This window comes from Streptomyces sp. NPDC026538 (assembly GCF_055567535.1).
On the sequence record NZ_JBVHQG010000009.1, the window covers coordinates 58,847 to 75,168 of the forward strand.

At 71.1% G+C, this 16,322-nt stretch carries 15 protein-coding genes and 1 pseudogene; 6 read left to right on the forward strand and 10 right to left on the reverse strand.

What is annotated here, in order from left to right; translation table 11 throughout:
• Positions 1-4 precede the first annotated feature (4 nt).
• Positions 5-1,501 carry an MFS transporter gene (locus ACZ4N4_RS31760; protein ID WP_467595254.1) on the reverse strand — a complete coding sequence of 499 codons (1,497 nt, stop codon included), beginning with the start codon at positions 1,499-1,501 and terminating at the stop codon, positions 5-7.
• A 168-nt stretch (positions 1,502-1,669) separates the two neighbouring features.
• Here ACZ4N4_RS31760 and ACZ4N4_RS31765 point away from each other — a divergent pair, with 168 nt between their 5' ends.
• From ACZ4N4_RS31765 to ACZ4N4_RS31775, 3 genes are all read left to right on the forward strand, one after another.
• Positions 1,670-2,572: a LysR family transcriptional regulator gene (locus ACZ4N4_RS31765; RefSeq protein WP_453574840.1), complete on the forward strand. Its 903-nt coding sequence runs from the start codon at positions 1,670-1,672 to the stop codon at positions 2,570-2,572.
• Between the two features lie 205 nt (positions 2,573-2,777).
• Entirely contained in the window at positions 2,778-3,743 is a 966-nt protein-coding gene (locus ACZ4N4_RS31770) for an alpha/beta fold hydrolase (protein WP_467595257.1), read from the forward strand.
• Positions 3,744-4,093: 350 nt separating this feature from the next.
• Positions 4,094-4,759: a CBS domain-containing protein gene (locus ACZ4N4_RS31775; RefSeq protein WP_453574844.1), complete on the forward strand. Its 666-nt coding sequence runs from the start codon at positions 4,094-4,096 to the stop codon at positions 4,757-4,759.
• Here the strand turns inward: ACZ4N4_RS31775 and ACZ4N4_RS31780 are convergent.
• The 7 genes and pseudogenes from ACZ4N4_RS31780 to ACZ4N4_RS31810 all read right to left on the reverse strand — a co-directional run bounded on the left by ACZ4N4_RS31780 (position 4,725) and on the right by ACZ4N4_RS31810 (position 10,535).
• The gene (locus ACZ4N4_RS31780) at positions 4,725-4,964 is read right to left on the reverse strand and encodes a hypothetical protein (RefSeq protein WP_467595260.1); all 240 of its coding nucleotides are present in this window, start codon (positions 4,962-4,964) and stop codon (positions 4,725-4,727) included. The two genes, ACZ4N4_RS31775 and ACZ4N4_RS31780, sit on opposite strands and share 35 nt — an antisense overlap.
• Before the next feature lie 127 nt (positions 4,965-5,091).
• Positions 5,092-5,859, reverse strand: a complete 768-nt coding sequence (locus tag ACZ4N4_RS31785; RefSeq protein WP_467595262.1) for a CBS domain-containing protein — start codon at positions 5,857-5,859, stop codon at positions 5,092-5,094.
• 138 nt (positions 5,860-5,997) lie between these two features.
• A complete protein-coding gene (locus ACZ4N4_RS31790; protein WP_467595265.1) occupies positions 5,998-7,716 on the reverse strand; it encodes a sensor histidine kinase in 1,719 nt (572 codons plus the stop codon).
• 326 nt (positions 7,717-8,042) lie between these two features.
• A pseudogene (locus tag ACZ4N4_RS31795) lies at positions 8,043-8,192 on the reverse strand (universal stress protein); the annotation flags it as partial.
• Positions 8,193-8,260: 68 nt separating this feature from the next.
• Positions 8,261-8,701, reverse strand: coding sequence for a pyridoxamine 5'-phosphate oxidase family protein (locus ACZ4N4_RS31800; RefSeq protein WP_467595268.1), 441 nt, complete (start codon positions 8,699-8,701; stop codon positions 8,261-8,263).
• A gap of 68 nt (positions 8,702-8,769) precedes the next feature.
• Complete coding sequence (locus ACZ4N4_RS31805; protein WP_467595271.1) at positions 8,770-9,444, reverse strand: helix-turn-helix domain-containing protein; 675 nt, start codon at positions 9,442-9,444, stop codon at positions 8,770-8,772.
• A 23-nt stretch (positions 9,445-9,467) separates the two neighbouring features.
• A complete protein-coding gene (locus ACZ4N4_RS31810; RefSeq protein WP_467595812.1) occupies positions 9,468-10,535 on the reverse strand; it encodes a zinc-dependent alcohol dehydrogenase family protein in 1,068 nt (355 codons plus the stop codon).
• Between the two features lie 278 nt (positions 10,536-10,813).
• Between ACZ4N4_RS31810 and ACZ4N4_RS31815 the strand changes: the two genes are divergently transcribed.
• A complete protein-coding gene (locus tag ACZ4N4_RS31815) occupies positions 10,814-11,227 on the forward strand; it encodes an STAS domain-containing protein (protein ID WP_467595273.1) in 414 nt (137 codons plus the stop codon).
• A gap of 255 nt (positions 11,228-11,482) precedes the next feature.
• The gene (locus ACZ4N4_RS31820; protein ID WP_467595275.1) at positions 11,483-12,403 is read left to right on the forward strand and encodes a DUF1918 domain-containing protein; all 921 of its coding nucleotides are present in this window, start codon (positions 11,483-11,485) and stop codon (positions 12,401-12,403) included.
• Positions 12,404-12,556: 153 nt separating this feature from the next.
• Here the strand turns inward: ACZ4N4_RS31820 and ACZ4N4_RS31825 are convergent, their stop codons facing one another.
• Together ACZ4N4_RS31825 and ACZ4N4_RS31830 are read right to left on the reverse strand one after the other, a co-directional pair.
• A complete protein-coding gene (locus ACZ4N4_RS31825; protein ID WP_467595278.1) occupies positions 12,557-13,051 on the reverse strand; it encodes a flavodoxin domain-containing protein in 495 nt (164 codons plus the stop codon).
• A gap of 31 nt (positions 13,052-13,082) precedes the next feature.
• Positions 13,083-15,467 (reverse strand): phosphoketolase family protein, encoded by a 2,385-nt coding sequence (locus ACZ4N4_RS31830; protein ID WP_467595281.1) that lies wholly within the window; start codon positions 15,465-15,467, stop codon positions 13,083-13,085.
• 41 nt (positions 15,468-15,508) lie between these two features.
• Here ACZ4N4_RS31830 and ppk2 point away from each other — a divergent pair, with 41 nt between their 5' ends.
• Complete coding sequence (ppk2, locus tag ACZ4N4_RS31835; RefSeq protein ID WP_453574862.1) at positions 15,509-16,312, forward strand: polyphosphate kinase 2; 804 nt, start codon at positions 15,509-15,511, stop codon at positions 16,310-16,312.
• The last annotated feature ends 10 nt before the right edge of the window (positions 16,313-16,322 follow it).

The window sequence follows — 16,322 nt, forward strand, 5'->3', positions numbered from 1 at the left end:
CCAGTCACTCCTCGTCTGGCAGCGCCGGGGCGGCCCGTGCGGCGGGCGGTCCGTCGGGGGCGGCCTGCTGGTGCTCGGGTCCGACGCGGTGGGATTTCGAGCGGAGCTGGAGCGCGACGATGATCGCGGCGAGGATTGCGAGACCGGTCGCGATGAGGAACGACAGGCGGTAGCCGTCCACCAGAGAGCCGCTGTGGCCGGCGGTCGCCGCGGCGGCGGTGGCGAGGATCGCGAGGCCGACCGCGGCGCCGGTCTGCTGGCTGGTGGTGAACAGGGCCCCGGCCAGTCCCTGGTCGCCGGCCCGGACTCCGCTGGTCATCGCGACCGACGCGGTCGGCAGGGCGAGCCCGACGCCGGCCGCGGTCAGCACCAGGCCGGGCAGGACCGCCGCGGGGTAGCCGGCCCCGGCGGTGATCTGGGCAAGCCACAGCTGCCCGGCGCCCATGCAGGCCAGCCCGGCAAGCAGGACGGCCTTGATGCCGAACCGGGCCAGCAGCCGGCGGGTACCGAGGGTGGAGACGAGCACGACGGTGACAGTCGACGGGACCAGCGCCAGGCCGGTCTCCAGCGGGCTGAACCCCAGTACCTTCTGCAGGTAGAGCGACGCGAAGTAGACGTAGCCGGCCAGGATGGCGCCGATCAGCAGCATTGCCGCGATCGCGGCCCGCCGGGCCGGCTCCGCCAGGATCGACAGGGGCAGCATCGGAGCCGCCGAGCGCTTCTCGGCGAACACGAAGCCCGTGGTCAGAAGCACCGCCAGAGCGAGCGCGACGAGGGTGGCGGGCGCGGTGAAGCCGTGCTGCTGCCCGCTGCTGAGCCCGAAGATCAGCGCTGCGATACCGGTGGTCACCAGCAACGCGCCGCGTACATCGACGCTGCCGCCGCTGCCGGACCGCTTCCCGGCCGGCAGCCGTGGGACCAGCGCGAGCATGATGGCGATGACCGGCGGATTGATCAGGAACACCGCCCGCCAGCCGAAGTACTGGGTGAGCAGCCCGCCGGCCACGATCCCGGCGGTCGCGCCCGCCGCGGTGGTGGCCTGCCAGATCGTCAGCGCCCGGGTGCGCGCGGCCCCTTCTGCGTTGGTCGTCGTCAGCAGCGACAACGCCGCCGGGGAGACCATCGCCCCGGCCGCGCCCTGCACGATCCGGGCGATGATCAGCATGAGAGGCCACTGCGCGAGCCCGCAGGCCAGCGACGCGATCCCGAACAGGGCCAGGCCGACGGCCAGCACCTGCCGCCGGCCGAGCAGGTCCGCCAGGCGGCCGCCCGCCAGCAGCAGCGACCCGAACGCCAGCGCGTACCCGGTGACGATCCACTGCAACTCCGCCGCGGCCATGCTCAGCTCCCGCTGGATCGACGGCAGCGCCACGTTCACAATGCTGAAGTCCAGCTGCAGCACGAACTGGGCGGCGCAGATCAGCGGGATGACGGACACGGCCCGCCGCGAGCCGCCGGCAGCGGGCAGTGGCGCGGTGCCATCCGTCGAGTGGTCCGCCATGGGCAAATCTCCTGTCCTGACTGTGTTCCTTGCTGGTTCGTCGGCGTCAACCACGCCCGTCAGAACTTCGATGGCGATCCGGCGGCAGTGCGCACAGATACAGTGCATCTGTCTGGCAGATCAAAGTTGGCCGGATGCGCTGCGATTCAGTCCTGGAGGCGGTGCCCGATGGAACTCAGACAGCTACGTCACTTCCTGGCGTTGGTCGAGGAACGCAGCATCACCCGAGCCGCCAAGCGCGAGCTCATCGTGCAGTCAGGCCTGTCGAACTCGCTCCAGGCCCTCGAACGCGAACTCGGTACGCCCCTCTACATCCGCGGAACCAGGCCCGTCCGGCTCACCGCGGCCGGCGAGGCTCTGGTGGGCCCGGCTCGCCGGACCGTGACCAGCGCCGCGCACGCGGAACAGGCCGTACACCACACCCGTGACGTGCTCATCGGCACCCTGCGTCTCGGCGTCTCGCTCTCCGCTCAGCATCTGGTGCCGTTCGCCTCCTATCTCGGTGAGTTCACTCGCGATCATCCCGGCATCGACCTGCGCCTGCGGTACGCGCCCGGATTGACGATGATCTCGATGGTCGAGACGGGAGAACTGGATTGCGTGATCGGACCGGCGGTCGGCCAGGTCCCGGGCGTCCGGATGACTCGCCTGGCGCGAGAGCAGCTGCACCTCGTCTGCCGTGCTGATCACCGCCTGGCGGAGCGGGCTGAGGTCAACATCAGGGAACTCGCCGACGAGCGGTTCGTCGAGGTACCCCCGGGATGGACGGCTCGCCTGTTGAGCGACGCCGCGTTCGCCGGCGAAGGAACACCGCGCCGCATCGCCTGTGAGGTCGGCGACTGGGAACTGTTCCTCGAGCTGGTCAGCGCGGGCGTCGGTATCGGCTTCGCTCCGGTCGGCCTGCAGTACCCGGTGCTCACCGCACCGGACAGCGTTCTGCGGTTCATCACGGTCGAGGGCGTGCGTATGGAAAGACACATCTACCTGATGCTGCCCTCGGTGGGCGAGACCAGCCCGGCAGCACGGCGGTTCGCCGACCAGCTGCTGCGTATCCACCACGCGGGCAGCTGACCCGGCGCCTGTTGACCAACGCGGACCTGTCGACTCGCAAGTGGCGCGGCTGCGGGTGCGCTCATGCCGCGACCATCTGATCGCCAGATGGACTCCATCTGAGGCGGGCGCGACGCGGGCGACATCGGCGGCGACGGAGGCGCGGTTGTACGGGGCGGAACTTCCATGCCGACCGTGGGCGCCGGCCCAACGGCACAGAAAAGAGATGCCACTCCGGAAGATCCGCAGCCCGGTCGGCGCCTGCACGGCCGAAGAGACGAAGGAGTTCGCCGAGATGAACCTCACTGACCACGCCGGAGTCCGGCTCGCACACGGCAAGCCCAAGGTCAACGGTGTGGAGATCCACTACGCGATCGGCGGCTCCGGTGAGCCGGTGTTCCTGCTGCACGGCGTGCCGAAGACCATGTCGTACTGGCGCCACGTCGTGCCGCTGCTGACCCCGCACTACACCGTCGTCGCGGTCGACAACCGAGGCTTCGGCGGCTCCCAGCGCCCCCTGACCGGCTACGACACCGCCACGATGGCCGGTGACGTCGCCGAACTCGCCACCCACCTGGGCTTCGACCGGTTCCGCGTCGTCGGCGAGGACTGGGGTGCGGCCATCGCCTACGCCGTCGCCGCCTTCCACCGGCCCCGGGTGCGGCAACTGGTCTTCCAGGAAACGCTCCTACCAGGATTGCCGGCCGGCCCAGGACTGCCAGGCGGCGAACACGACCCCTCGCTCGCCGCCGACGACGGCCGCACCGGCTGGCACTTCAGCTTCTTCAGCCTGCCGAACCTGCCCGAGCTGCTGCTGGCCGGAAGGGAACGGCCTTTCTGGACGTACTACGCCAGACGCCAGATGTGGGACCCCAGCGCGCTGACCGAGGAGGACATCGACGAAATGGTGCACTCGGCCGAGCAGCCGGGCGGCACCAGGGCCATCCTGGAGATGTACCGCGCCCGCCAGACCGACGCCGAACAGAACCGCCCCCATTACGCCGACCCGATCAGCTGCCCGGTCCTGGCCGTCGGCGCGCAGGCCTATCTCGGGGACGAAGTGTCCAGACAGCTCGCGCAAGTGGCCCGCGACGTCCGCGGCGCCGTCATCCCCGCGTCCGGTCACAACATCGCCCTGGAGAACCCGGCCGTCCTGGCCCAGGCCTACCTCGACTTCTTCGCAGGCGGCTGAGGGCGCTTGCTGTGCACGCCATTTCCCACCTGAAAGAACACCGGCGGCGTCATCTGGCCGAAAGGACAGTTCGGCGCCCGGCAAGGAGGAAGGACTGCCGTGCGTGACGGCCTTCAGCCGGCGGCGGGAGTGATGGTGGTGCGCGGCGGCGCTGAGGGAGTGTGGGTCTCCGGCGTGCGGGGGTGTGGGGACGGTGCCGTGCGCTCGGGAGGCCTTGGGCGCGAAATGCCCGCGCCGAGGGCCGAACGACCCTGTGCCAGGTCCGGGCGGCCCGTGGCGCCGGGTCCTGGCCGGGCACACCCTGGGGTCAGGGACCCTTCGGCCCCGCCCGTCCTCCCGAGGAGGAGATCATGCACGGCAAACCACACACCGTGGGCGACGTGATGACCCGCTCAGTCGCCGCCGTCGGCCGCGACGCCCCGTTCAAGGACGTCGTCACCCTGATGGAGGAGTGGAAGGTCAGCGCCCTGCCCGTGCTGGAGGGCGAGGGCCGGGTGATCGGTGTCGTCTCCGAGGCCGATCTGCTCCCGAAGGAGGAGTTCCGGGACAGCGACCCGGACCGGTTCACCCAGCGGCAGCGCCTCGACGACCTGGCGAAGGCCGGCGCGGTGACCGCCGAGGAGCTGATGAGCACGCCCGCCGTGACCGTGCATCCGAACGCCACGCTCGCCCAGGCGGCGCGCATCATGGCCCAGCGCACGGTCAAGCGGCTGCCCGTCGTCAACGCCGAGGGTGTGCTCGAAGGCGTCGTCAGCCGCTCGGATCTGCTGAAGGTGTTCCTGCGGGACGACGAGGAACTCGCCGAAGAGGTGCGGCACGAAGTCGTCGACCGTCTCTTCCCGCTCTCCGCCGACCACATGCAGGTCGAGGTTGCGGAAGGTGTCGTCAGCCTCACCGGGTGGGTCGACGACAACGGGTTGGCCCGGGTGGCCGAGCAACTGGCCCGCGCAGTCGAGGGCGTGGTCGACGTCCGCTGCTGCCTCATGCCGATGTCCCCGCGGAACGACCCGCGCTGACATGCCTGGGCGTACGGAAACACCACCGTCCCGTGCCCGTTGACGACTCGGCGCGGCGGTGTGCGCCCGGGAGTTCGGCCCACAGCACGTAGGCGGCGTCCTTGAACTCCTCCTCCACGCGGATGGGACCGGGGAAGCCGGACTCGGCGGCCCAGCCGGACAGGTCGCCGGGCAGCATCGGCCGACCGCGCAGCCGCTCGATCATGCCACTCGTCTGCTTCTTCCTTTCGGATTCTCATCTCCAGCCTCATGTCAGGGCGTTGGCACAGCCGTGGGCCGACCGGCCCTGCCCCGGCTCTGGTCGTCCCTCTCCTCACTGCTGAGGGCCTGGGTCAGGCCGGTGGTCGAGAGGCCGTCGGCGGTGGGCCAGCGCGCCGTGACCCCACGACTTCCCCCGGTCGTAGCCGGCCCCGGTCCGGCGGGAAGCGCTCGGCGTCGGGAAGATCGGGGTCGAGGTCCGGACGGTGGCGCGGGCCGGCCAGCGCGCACTCCACGGCGACCACTCCGTCGACGCTCCGCACCCATCCGACGGCCACCGGCACCAGCGTGGTGTCCCGGACACGGCCGGTGAGGGTCACGACACCGCCGTTGACCTGCACGCCAACCGGTTCGGCGGAGTCGGCGAAAAGATGCGGGACGATCTCGCGCCGGATCTCCTCGGCGATCTCCTCGTCGGCACGCAGGAACACCTTCAGCAGGTCGGCGCGGCTCACCACGCCCTTCAGCCGGCCGTCCACGTCGACCACCGGAAGCCGCTTGACGCCGTGCAGTGCCATGGTGCGCGCGGCCTCGGGCAGCGTGGCTTCCAGGCGGACGGTGACGGCCGGAGCGGTCATCAGCTCCTCGGCGGTGAGCGCCGCGGCCTTGGTGCGGGCGGGGTGAGGCAGGCGGTCCCGGGCATCGCCGTGGGCCTCCTCCTTGCGCAGCAGGTCGGCCTCCGAGACGACGCCGACGACGCGCCCGTCGCCGTCCAGGACAGGAGCCGCGCTCACCTGCCACTGCTGCAGGGCCTTCACGATGTCCCTGAAGGCCGCGCCTTGGCGCAGGGCGAGGACGGTGTGGGTCATCACGTCGCTCACGACGTGTGGAGTGCCCGTCATGGCGACCTCCAGGGTTCGGCTGCCGTGGTCCGACACCCTCAGACTCGGTCACCCGTCCGCGAAAAACATGGGCCCAACGGTCCCCTTCCCGGTCCCGGTCGTCCCCGGCCGGGAACGGGAGGCAGTCCCGCGCGGCTGCTACGGCTTCGCGACCGGCACCCGCCACACCAGCGTCGTACCGCCGCCCTCGGGGCAGTCCCACTCCAGTCGGCCGCCGAGTTCCTCCGCCCGCTCCGCCAGGTTGCGCAGACCGCTGCGGCGTCCTTCGGGCGGGATGCCCATGCCGTTGTCCTTGACCGTCAGCACCAGTTCGCGTCCGTCGGTCGTCAGAGCGACCTCGGTGCGGTCGGCGCGGGCGTGCCGGGCGACGTTGGTCAGGGCCTCGGAGAGAACGGCGACGGCGTGATCGGCGATCTTCTTGGGTACGTCGGTGTCGATCAGGCCTTCCATGCGCACGCTCGGCGCGAAACCGAGCGTCGGGGCCGCCTCACCGACCACCCGTACGGCACGGCCCCGAAGTCCGGCGCCGGAGGTGCCCTCGCGGGCCCGCAGCCCGAAGATGGTCGACCTGATGATCTTGATGGTCTCGTCCAGGTCGTCCACCGCCCGCAGCACCCGCTCGGACGCTTCGGTGTGCTCGATGAAGCGCCCGGCGCTCTGCAGGGTCATCCCGGTGGCGAACAGCCGCTGGATCGCCAGGTCGTGCAGATCCCGCGCGATCCGGTCGCGGTCCTGCAGCACCGCGATCTCCTCGGCGTCCCGCCGCCGGTCCGCCAGCTCCATCGCGATCTCCGCCTGGGCCGCGAAGGCCTGGAGCGGCTCGGTCTCCTGGCCGGTGTACTGCGGGCCGCCCGCCTGACGCGCCAGCAGCAGCACGCCGCGCACACCGGCTTCGCCACTGCCGATGGGGATGGCCACGGCGGGGCCGAGCCCTCGAAAGCGCGGCGGTTCGGGCGAGACCCGTTCGTCGTGGACGACATCCCCGCTGGTCACCGCGGTGCCTCGGGAGAACGCCAGGCCCATCAGGGTCTTGCCGAGAGGCAGCACCAGCCCCCGGTGCTCGTCCGCGTCCATCCCGACGGCGATCTCCACGGTGAGCGAGTCGCTGTCCGGCATCGGCGTCGCGACGGCCGCCAGTGCCGAGCCGGTGATCTCCCGGGCCTGCTCGGCGATCAGCCCGAGGGCTTCGGCGACCTCGCTGCCGGACATCAGGCTGTGGGTGATCTCCGTGCTCGCCCGCAGCCAGCGCTCGCGCAGCCGTGACTCCTCGTACAGCCGGGCGTTGTCGATCGCCACGCCTGCCGCCACCGCCAGTGTGGACGTCACCGACACGTCGTCCTCGTCGAACTGTGCCCCGCCCCGCTTCTCGGTCAGGTACAGATTGCCGAAGACCTGGTCGCGGACCCGGATCGGGACGCCCAGGAAGGTGTTCATGGGCGGGTGGTTCGGCGGGAAGCCGTACGAAGCGGGATGTTCTGAGATCTTCGCCAGGTGCAGTGGCTCCGGGTGGCGGATCAGCTCTCCCAGGATGCCGTGTCCCTCCGGGTACGGTCCGATCGCGGCGATCTGCTCCTCGCTCACGCCGACCGTGTGGAACGCCGACAGCCGGCTGCCGTCCGGCCCGATCACGCCCAGGGCGGCGTACTCGGCGTCGACCAGCACGGCCGCCGCCTCCACGATGCTGTGCAGGGCCTGCTCCAGGTCCAGCTCCCGGCCGACCGAGAGGACCGCCTCCAGGAGGCGGTGCACCCGGTCGCGGGTGCCGCGAGCGGCGTCCAGCCGCGCCTGCAGCTCCTCGAGCAGCTCGTCCAGCCTCAGCTGTGGCAGCCGTACGCGGGCCGCCTCAGGGCTCTCCACCGCGCTCCTCCAGATCCCGTCGACTCGTACACCGGCAGGTCCGGTCAGTGCCACCGTAATGCGGGGCGACCGGGGTGGACACCTGGATCGGGTCAACTCGTCAGCGTCCCTTCGGCAGGGCCGATCGGCCCTGCCGAAGGGACGCGCAGCACCTGCCTCCGTGATGCCCCGTCTTTCGACGCTGGGACGCACCGGCACCGCAGTGCGACGGAGGAGACCGCGTCATGGTCCCTTACGTGTACGACGTCGCGGAGGGCGGCCGCGAGATGGCCGGCCTGCTCGGCGGCAAGGGCGCGAACCTCGCCGAGATGACCCGGCCGACGGCCTCAGGGGGCGCAGTCCGGCGGTCGGTCGTGCGGTACGACCGCCACAGGCGCGGCCGCGTGGCGCAGTACCGCGTCGGTGACCGGACCGATGCCCGAGCCGAGCGGGGCCCGGCGGACCCGGCGGCCGACGACCACCAGGGAGGCGTTGCCCGCGGCAGGCGGGACCGTAGGTCCTCGCGGTGGGCCCATCGGTCCCTGGCGCGGTCGATGACGGAAATTCAGGAGACAGGGTCCAGGCCGTACATCGTTCGTCCGCCGGTCAGCCGGCGTCCGGTGACCAGCTCCGGCGCGATGCGCACGAAGACCTCCTGCGGGGACGGAACCCAGGAACGCGGGCCGTGACGGACCAGCCGTTCGTGCTCACCCGGGTCGCTCACCAGGGTCGCGGTGCCGGTCACGACGACGCTCCAGCCGGAGTGGGCGGCGTCGTCGAACTCGTCGGCCTCGAACGCGACCACCGAACCGTCGATGGCGCGGACCAGTTCCGAGGCCGCGGACGTCCGCAGCAACACCCCTCCGTCACCGGCCAGGGCGAAGTTGACGGGCAGCACCGCGGGCAGCGCGTGCCGGGTGTGGACGATCCGGCCGACCGGCACCCGGGCGAGCAGTCTCAGGCACTCCCGCCGGTCGAGTTCACAGAATCCGTCGTTGGCATACATCGGCCGTCTCGTCTCTCGCTTCGTCCCGCGTTGGTGTGTGGCTGCTCCGTCGCACGGCACGGCCCGGATCAGACCGTGATGCGACGCCCGGTCACGGAGCGCGGCTCGATGCGCACCCACAGCTCACGCTCGCCGCCCGCCCACGGGGCGCTGTGGACCGACGCGGAGAGCCGGCGCACCTCCTCCGTGTCGCACACGCGGCGTGCCGGTCCGCGCACCAGCACGCTCCAGCCCTGGCTGAAGGCGTCGTCGATGCGGTCCACCTCGAAAGCAACCTGGCAGCCCGGGGCCATGGCCGGTGTGGCGTCGTCCGCGGTCCTGAAGACGATCGCGCCGTCGACGACGGTGTAGTTGACCGGCACGACGACAGGGCCCCACGCGGTGTCGACTCCGAGGCGTCCCACACCGTGCGAACCGAGCAGTGCCCTGCATTCGAGGGTGTTCAACTCGGTGAATCGGGGGTGGTGGCCCGCCCTGGCTCCGCCGGACGGGGCTTCGGTGTCGCCTCCGGTGAGGTGCGGCATGGTGGTGTGCAGCACGTTCGCGAGCCTGAGCAGGGCGCCCGTGCCCGGCGTGGCCTCGGGGCGTTCCTCCAGGTACCGGAGGTACCCCGGTGCGATGCCGGCCCGTTCGGCCGTCTCCTCGCGGGTGAGGCCGAGTTCCTTGCGGCGGGCCGCCAGGCGGCGCCCCAGGTCTCCCAGCGGCGGTGCTTCTGCCGTGTTCGGCCCTACCTGTTCGGTCATGACCGCTCACCTCCTCTCGTGGGTCAGGTCCCGCGGACGGCGACCTCGTGCTGCTCCCCGCCGAGCACGACCTTGAGCGCGCCGGTGTCGGCGGCCCGGGCGAAGACGTCGTAGGCCTCGGCCATGTGGTCCAGCGGGAAGGTGTGGGTGACCAGCTGTGCGGTGGGCAGCCGGCCGGCGGCGGCCATCCGCAGCAGGGTGGGGGTGGAGTGGGTGTCGACCAGCCCCGTGGTGATGGTCACGTTCTTGATCCACAGGTCTTCGAGGTGCAGGGTGGCAGGCTTGCCGTGCACGCCGATGTTGGCGACGTGTCCGCCGGGCCGGACCATGCGGGTGCACAGTTCGAAGGTCTCGGGTACACCGACGGCCTCGATGACGACGTCCGCGCCGAGCCCGTCGGTGAGGTCGGCGATCAGCTGCTCCGGGGCTTCGCGGGCGTCGGCGACGGCGTCCGCGCCGAACCTCCTGGCCGCTTCCAGACGGGCGGGGGCCAGGTCCACGGCGACGATCCGCTCGGGCGCGAACAGCCGTGCCGTGGTGATCGCCGCGAGGCCGATGGGGCCGGCGCCGACGACGGCGACGGTGGCGCCGGGGCGCACCCGGCCGTTGAGGACGCCCACCTCGTAGGCGGTCGGGAAGATGTCCGCGAGGAGGACGGCGTCCTTGCTGTCGACGGCGGCGGGCAGCGCGTGGACGGACAGGTCCGCGAAGGGAACGCGCAGGTACTCGGCCTGGGTGCCGTCGATCAGATGGCCCAGGATCCAGCCTCCGCCGCCCCGGCACTGGCCGTACATGCCCTCCCGGCAGTACGAGCAGCGCCCGCAGGAGCTGATGCAGGAGACCAGGACACGGTCTCCCGGCCGGACCGTCCGTACGTCACCGCCGACCTCGACGACCTCGCCGACGGCCTCGTGACCCAGGATCGTGCCGGGCTGTACCTCGGGGACGTCGCCCTTGAGGATGTGCAGGTCCGTCCCGCAGATCGTGACGGCGTCCACGCGCACGACGGCGTCGGTGGGCTCCTTGATCGCGGGATCGGGGACCTCTTCCCAGGCGGACTGCCCGGGGCCGTGGAAGACGAAGGCCTTCATGGGATCGCTCACCGTCCTTGGTCCGCTGCGGGGCACGGGGGTCGGCGGACGTCGGCGGCGGGTGCCGGCCGGGCGCCCGGGTATTGCCGGTATTGCCCCGCAGATCCAGCTTGTCCTGTCCCGAACGGGTCCGCTTGGGCCGTTTGGACTCCGTCCCGCGCCGGACGGCCCTGCGCGCGGGAGCACCGGAACACGTGCCGTTCGGACCCTGCCGCCATGGTTCCAAGAGGGCCGAACGGCCCTTCCGTACGACCCGCCGACTGCACTTGTGTGTGTCCATGGACGACAACCACACCAGGTCCGCGTCGTACCACACGGCACGAACCGACGGCGGCACCACCGTCGTCACTCTGCACGGCGACATAGATCTCCTCTCGGTTCCGGTCCTCTTCGCGGCCCTGGACGCCCTGACGGCCGGTGCGGAGCCCGATCTGGTGCTCGACCTGAGCCTCGTCTCCTTCATCGACTGCACAGGCCTCAGCCTGCTGTGCCGGGCCCGCAACCGGATCCGGTCCCGCCTCGGCAGACTCCGGCTCGTCGTGCCCGGCGGCGGCTTCCTGCGGCTGCTGCACTGCACGGGCCTCAGTGGCGCCTTCGAGTGGTATCCCGGCCTCGGCGAGGCCCTCGGCGGCAAGGACTTATCGGGACCAGCCTCCGTCGCGGTCGCCTGCCCCTCTCCCGCTATGGGCTGAACGGCCCCTGTCAGCAGCGGAGTTGGTCCCGGGCCGCCCCATGGTGGTCCCTGGTCGGCCCATGGCCCGGTACTCGGGCGGCTGCCACCTCCGGAGGTGTCACGGCCGGACCCTCCCAGGCAATCCGAACGCCACCGCCCACACCACCGACGGCACGCACATGTGCCGCAACGCGGTGGCCGTTCCCGCCCGCGCTGTGCCGTGTCCCGCGTGGCAGGGTGGAGACAGCACCACTCTGAGGAGAGGGCGGCGACCATGCGAGCTCACCTCGGCGACCAACTCGTCATCGAAAGCCCGGCCACGGGCGCCACCAGGCGCGACGGGGAGATCATCGGCCTCCACCACGAGGACGGCACGCCCCCCTACGACGTGCGCTGGTCGGATTCGGGCGAGATCACGCTGGTCTTTCCCGGGCCCGACGCGCACATCCACCCTCTCGGCCCCGGACCGCCCGGTTCCCACCACGGATCACCGGGGAACGCGGGTGAGGCGGAGAACCTGTCCGCGCCTCCGCCATCGGGCGGGGCCGCCAGTCCCGGAGACTTCGGCGGGTGGATGGCCGCGGAACGGCGACGGCGGGGCCTCAGCCGAGAAGTGACGGCCGCACGGGCCCGTATGGCCCCCGAATACCTGGCCCGTCTGGAGCAGCACCCCACGGCCCCGGCCCTGGGGACCGTCATCAGGCTGGCCGAGGCGCTGGGCACCAGCGTCAGCGCGCTGTACAACGCCGGCGTCGACCTCCCGCCCGGCCAGGGACACGCCCTGCTCCACCCACGGCTGGAGGACCTCGCCCCGGAGGAATGCCGGGCCCTGCTCTCCACCCACGGGGTCGGACGCGTCACGGTCTCGACGCCGGACGGTCACCCGGCGGTCGTCCCGGTCAACTACGACGTCATCGAGGGCGCCATCGTCTTCCGGACCGCGCCCGAGTCCGTCACCGCGACGGTGGTGGACGAGGAGGTCGCCTTCGAGGTCGACCGTGTGGACGAGGCACTGAGCGTGGGCTGGAGCGTACTCGCCGTCGGGCGGGCGAGCATCGTGACGGATCCCGAGGCGGTACGCAGGCTCGTTCAGAACGCCCACGCCACACCATGGGCGGGCGGCGAGCGCGCGATGTGGGTGTCGATCCGGCCCAGAAGCCTCACGGGGCGCCGCATCACATCGGCGGATCGGTAGCCGAGGACCCTGGAGTTCACGTCATATCGGCGTCATCACGCCGCCCGCACTCGTATGGCTCGAGCGGGCCCCGCCGGGACCATCTGGCGGGGCCCGCTCGAAATGGGCTCATGATCTGCGGCTTCGGTCGAGGCTGAGGCGCGGCGAGTCCTGTCAGCCTTTCAACTCCCCGGCGATCCCGGACGCCCACGCCGCCACGGCCTTGAAGTCCCGGAAGTCCCCGCCCTTTCCGGAGCGCAGGATCCTGCGGGCCAGCCAGCCGTCCGCGTCACCGTCGAGGCAGCCGCCGAAGGTGGCGTGGCCCCGTGCGTGCAGGGACCGCATCGAGCGGCGCACCCCCCGCACGGGTGGGATGTCCCGCTCGGAGGCGGAGGTGTCGAGCGGGCCGCTGCTGAAGAACCACACGGGTCGTTCGGCGAGGTCCTGGCGGTGGCGGCGGATGAACGTCCGGGCGTCCTTGTGCCAGCGGCCGGCGTACAGTCCGCCGCCGACCACGACCGCGTCGTACCGGTCCACGAAGGGCACGGACGTGGCTCGCATGGTCTCGACGGTCAGCCCGTTCTCGCGCAGGGTGTCGGCGATCGATTCGGCGATGTGGGCCGTCGATCCGTTCTTGGTGCCGTAGGTGACCAACACAGGTCCGGTCATGGGACGGTCCCCTCTCAGAGTCCGCGGGTGCTCAGCCCGCCCAGGTCCAGTCGGCGACCTCGGGCAGGTCGGTGCCGTGCTCGCGGATCCAGGCCTGGTGGCGGGTTCGTACGTCGGCCATCTGCTGGCGTACGGCGGCGGCGCGCACGGCGAGGCCGGGGACGCGGTCGATGACGTCCATGACCAGGCGGTAGCGGTCCAGGTCGTTGCGGACGACCATGTCGAACGGCGTGGTAGTGGTGCCGGACTCCTTGTAGCCGCGGACATGCAGGTTGGCGTGGCCGGTGCGGCGGTAGGCGAGGCGGTGGATCAGCCAGGGGTAGCCGTGGTAGGCGAAGATCACCGGCTTGTCGGTGGTGAACAGGCCGTCGTACTCGAAGTCGGTCATCCCGTGCGGGTGTTCCTCCTTGGGCAGCAGCCTCGTCATGTCGACGACGTTCACCACCCGCACGGCCAGCTGCGGCAGGTGCCGGCGCAGCAGCTGGGCGGCGGCGAGGACCTCCTGGGTGGGCACGTCGCCGGCGCAGGCGAGGACGACGTCGGGCTCGCGGGAGCCGTTCTCCGTGCCGGCCCACTCCCAGATGCCGGCGCCGCGCGCGCAGTGCACCCGGGCCTGGTCCATGGACAGCCAGTCGAAGCAGGGCTGCTTGCCCGCCACGATCACATTCACGTAGTCGCGGCTGCGCAGGGTGTGGTCGGCGACGGAGAGGAGGGTGTTGGCGTCCGGCGGGAGGTAGACGCGTACGACCTCCGGGCTCTTGTTCAGCACATGGTCGACGAAGCCGGGGTCCTGGTGCGAGAAGCCGTTGTGGTCCTGGCGCCAGACATGGGACGTGAGCAGGTAGTTGAGCGAGGCGATGGGCGCGCGCCAGGCCAGCCCCCTGGACGTCTTCAGCCACTTGATGTGCTGGTTGACCATCGAGTCGACGATGTGCACGAACGCCTCGTAGCAGGAGAACAGCCCGTGCCGGCCGGTCAGCAGATAGCCCTCCAGCCAGCCCTGGCAGAGGTGTTCGGAGAGGATCTCCATCACCCGGCCGTGGTGTTCGAGGTGTTCGTCGACGGGGAGCCGCTCTGCCTGCCAGGCCTTGCCGCTGACGTCGAAGACGGCCTGGAGCCGGTTGGACGCGGTCTCGTCGGGGCCGACGATGCGGAAGTCCCGGCGCAGCCGGGTGTCCTTCATGACCCGGGCGAGGAAGTCGCCGAGGACCCGGGTGGGCTCGTGCAGGGTGGTGCCCGGCTTGTCCACAGGGACGGCGAACTCGTCGACGTCGGCCAGGGGCAGGTCGCGGACGAGCAGGCCGCCGTTGGCGTACGGCGACGAGCCCAGCCTCCGGGCACCGCCGGGGACACAGGCGAGCACGTCGGCGACCGGCCGCCCGTCGGGGCCGAAGAGCTCCTCGGGCCGGTACGACCGCAGCCACGCCTCCAGCTGCCGCAGGTGCTCGGGGTTCTCGCGGACGCCGGCGAGCGGGACCTGGTGGGCCCGCCAGGTGCCCTCGACGGGCACGCCGTCCACCTCGGCCGGGCCGGTCCACCCCTTGGGCGTGCGCAGCACGATCATCGGCCAGTGCACCCGCTCGGTGACACCGTCCTCGCGGGCCGAGCGCTGCATGACGGCGATGCTGTCCAGGGCGTCGTCCATCGCCGCGGCCATGGCGCGGTGGACCTCGCGCGGGTCGTCTCCCGTGACATGGATCGGGTCGTGGCCGTATCCCCGCAGCAGCGAGTCGAGTTCGGCCTCGGGGACCCGGGAGAGCACGGTCGGGTTGGCGATCTTGTAGCCGTTGAGGTGCAGGATCGGCAGCACGGCGCCGTCGTTGACCGGGTCGAGGAACTTGTTGGAGTGCCAGGAGGCGGCCAGCGGCCCGGTCTCCGCCTCGCCGTCGCCGATCACGCAGGCGACCAGCAGGTCCGGGTTGTCGAAGGCGGCGCCGTAGGCGTGCGCGAGGGAGTAGCCGAGCTCGCCGCCCTCGTGGATCGAGCCGGGCGTCTCCGGAGCCACATGGCTCGGCACACCACCGGGGAAGGAGAACTGCCTGAAGAGCCGGCCCATCCCCTCCCCGTCGCGCGACACGTCCGGGTAGGTCTCGCTGTAGCTGCCCTCCAGCCAGGAGTTGGCCAGCACGGACGGACCCCCGTGCCCCGGCCCCCACACGCACAGCGCGTCGAGTCCGCGGGCCTTGATCACCCGGTTGAGGTGGGTGTAGACGAGGTTCAGGCCCGGTGAGGTGCCCCAGTGGCCGAGCAGCCGGGGCTTGATGTGCTCGGGCCGCAGCGGTTCGGTGAGCAGCGGGTTGGACATCAGGTAGATCTGGCCCGCGGCGAGGTAGTTGGCGGCACGCCAGTGGGCGTCCAGGGTGCGCAGTTCGTCGTCGGAAAGTACGGTGGCGTCCTGGTGTTCGACCTTGGACATGAGATGGCTCCGTGAGTCAGTCATCGGGTGGTGGAGGCGGCATGGCCGGCAAGAAGGCGGCGCAGCTGCCGCGCAAGGTGTACGAAGCGGAACTGATGCGTCTGCAGGCGGAGTTGGCGAAGCTGCAGGAGTGGGTGCGGGCCACGGGGGCACGTCTTGTGGTGATCTTCGAGGGGCGGGACGCGGCCGGCAAGGGCGGCACGATCAAACGGGTGACGGAGAACCTCAACCCGCGTATCGCCCGGGTCGCGGCGCTCCCCAAGCCCACCGAGCGCGAACGCACCCAGTGGTACTTCCAGCGGTACGTGGAGCACCTGCCGGCCGCCGGGGAGATCGTGCTGTTCGACCGGTCCTGGTACAACCGGGCCGGTGTCGAGCACGTGATGGGTTTCTGTACGAAGGAGGAGTACCAGCTCTTCCTGCGGCACTGCCCGATCTTCGAGCGGATGCTGGTCGAGTCGGGGATCCTGCTGCGCAAGTACTGGTTCTCGGTGAGCGACACCGAGCAGCAGGAGCGGTTCCGCAAGCGGTTGGCGGACCCGCTGCGGCGCTGGAAGCTGTCGCCGATGGACCTGGAGTCGATCACCCACTGGGAGGCCTACTCCCGGGCCAAGGACGAGATGCTGGTGCACACCGACGTCCCCGAGGCGCCCTGGTACGTCGTGGAGAGCGACGACAAGCGCCGGGCGCGGCTGAACATGATCGCCCACCTGCTGTCGACCGTCCAGTACCACGACGTGCCGCCGCCGGTGCTGAAGCTCCCGAAGCGGCCGCCGTCGACCGGCTACGAGCGACCGCCGCGGGATCTGCAGACCTACGTCCCCGACCACGCGGCGAGTCTCTGAGCAGCCGGTC

Excerpts from the sequence above, each read along its gene's own strand:
- ACZ4N4_RS31775 (WP_453574844.1), top strand. The coding sequence starts at position 4,094 with ATGCACGGCAAACCACACACCGTGGGCGACGTGATGACCCGCTCAGTC.
- ACZ4N4_RS31810 (WP_467595812.1), bottom strand. The coding sequence starts at position 10,535 with ATGAAGGCCTTCGTCTTCCACGGCCCCGGGCAGTCCGCCTGGGAAGAG.
- ACZ4N4_RS31820 (WP_467595275.1), top strand. The coding sequence starts at position 11,483 with ATGCGAGCTCACCTCGGCGACCAACTCGTCATCGAAAGCCCGGCCACG.
- ACZ4N4_RS31760 (WP_467595254.1), bottom strand. The coding sequence starts at position 1,501 with ATGGCGGACCACTCGACGGATGGCACCGCGCCACTGCCCGCTGCCGGC.
- ACZ4N4_RS31785 (WP_467595262.1), bottom strand. The coding sequence starts at position 5,859 with ATGACGGGCACTCCACACGTCGTGAGCGACGTGATGACCCACACCGTC.
- ACZ4N4_RS31770 (WP_467595257.1), top strand. The coding sequence starts at position 2,778 with ATGCCACTCCGGAAGATCCGCAGCCCGGTCGGCGCCTGCACGGCCGAA.
- ACZ4N4_RS31800 (WP_467595268.1), bottom strand. The coding sequence starts at position 8,701 with ATGTATGCCAACGACGGATTCTGTGAACTCGACCGGCGGGAGTGCCTG.
- ACZ4N4_RS31830 (WP_467595281.1), bottom strand. The coding sequence starts at position 15,467 with ATGTCCAAGGTCGAACACCAGGACGCCACCGTACTTTCCGACGACGAA.
- ACZ4N4_RS31765 (WP_453574840.1), top strand. The coding sequence starts at position 1,670 with ATGGAACTCAGACAGCTACGTCACTTCCTGGCGTTGGTCGAGGAACGC.
- ACZ4N4_RS31825 (WP_467595278.1), bottom strand. The coding sequence starts at position 13,051 with ATGACCGGACCTGTGTTGGTCACCTACGGCACCAAGAACGGATCGACG.
- ACZ4N4_RS31780 (WP_467595260.1), bottom strand. The coding sequence starts at position 4,964 with ATGATCGAGCGGCTGCGCGGTCGGCCGATGCTGCCCGGCGACCTGTCC.
- ACZ4N4_RS31805 (WP_467595271.1), bottom strand. The coding sequence starts at position 9,444 with ATGACCGAACAGGTAGGGCCGAACACGGCAGAAGCACCGCCGCTGGGA.
- ACZ4N4_RS31815 (WP_467595273.1), top strand. The coding sequence starts at position 10,814 with ATGGACGACAACCACACCAGGTCCGCGTCGTACCACACGGCACGAACC.
- ppk2 (WP_453574862.1), top strand. The coding sequence starts at position 15,509 with ATGGCCGGCAAGAAGGCGGCGCAGCTGCCGCGCAAGGTGTACGAAGCG.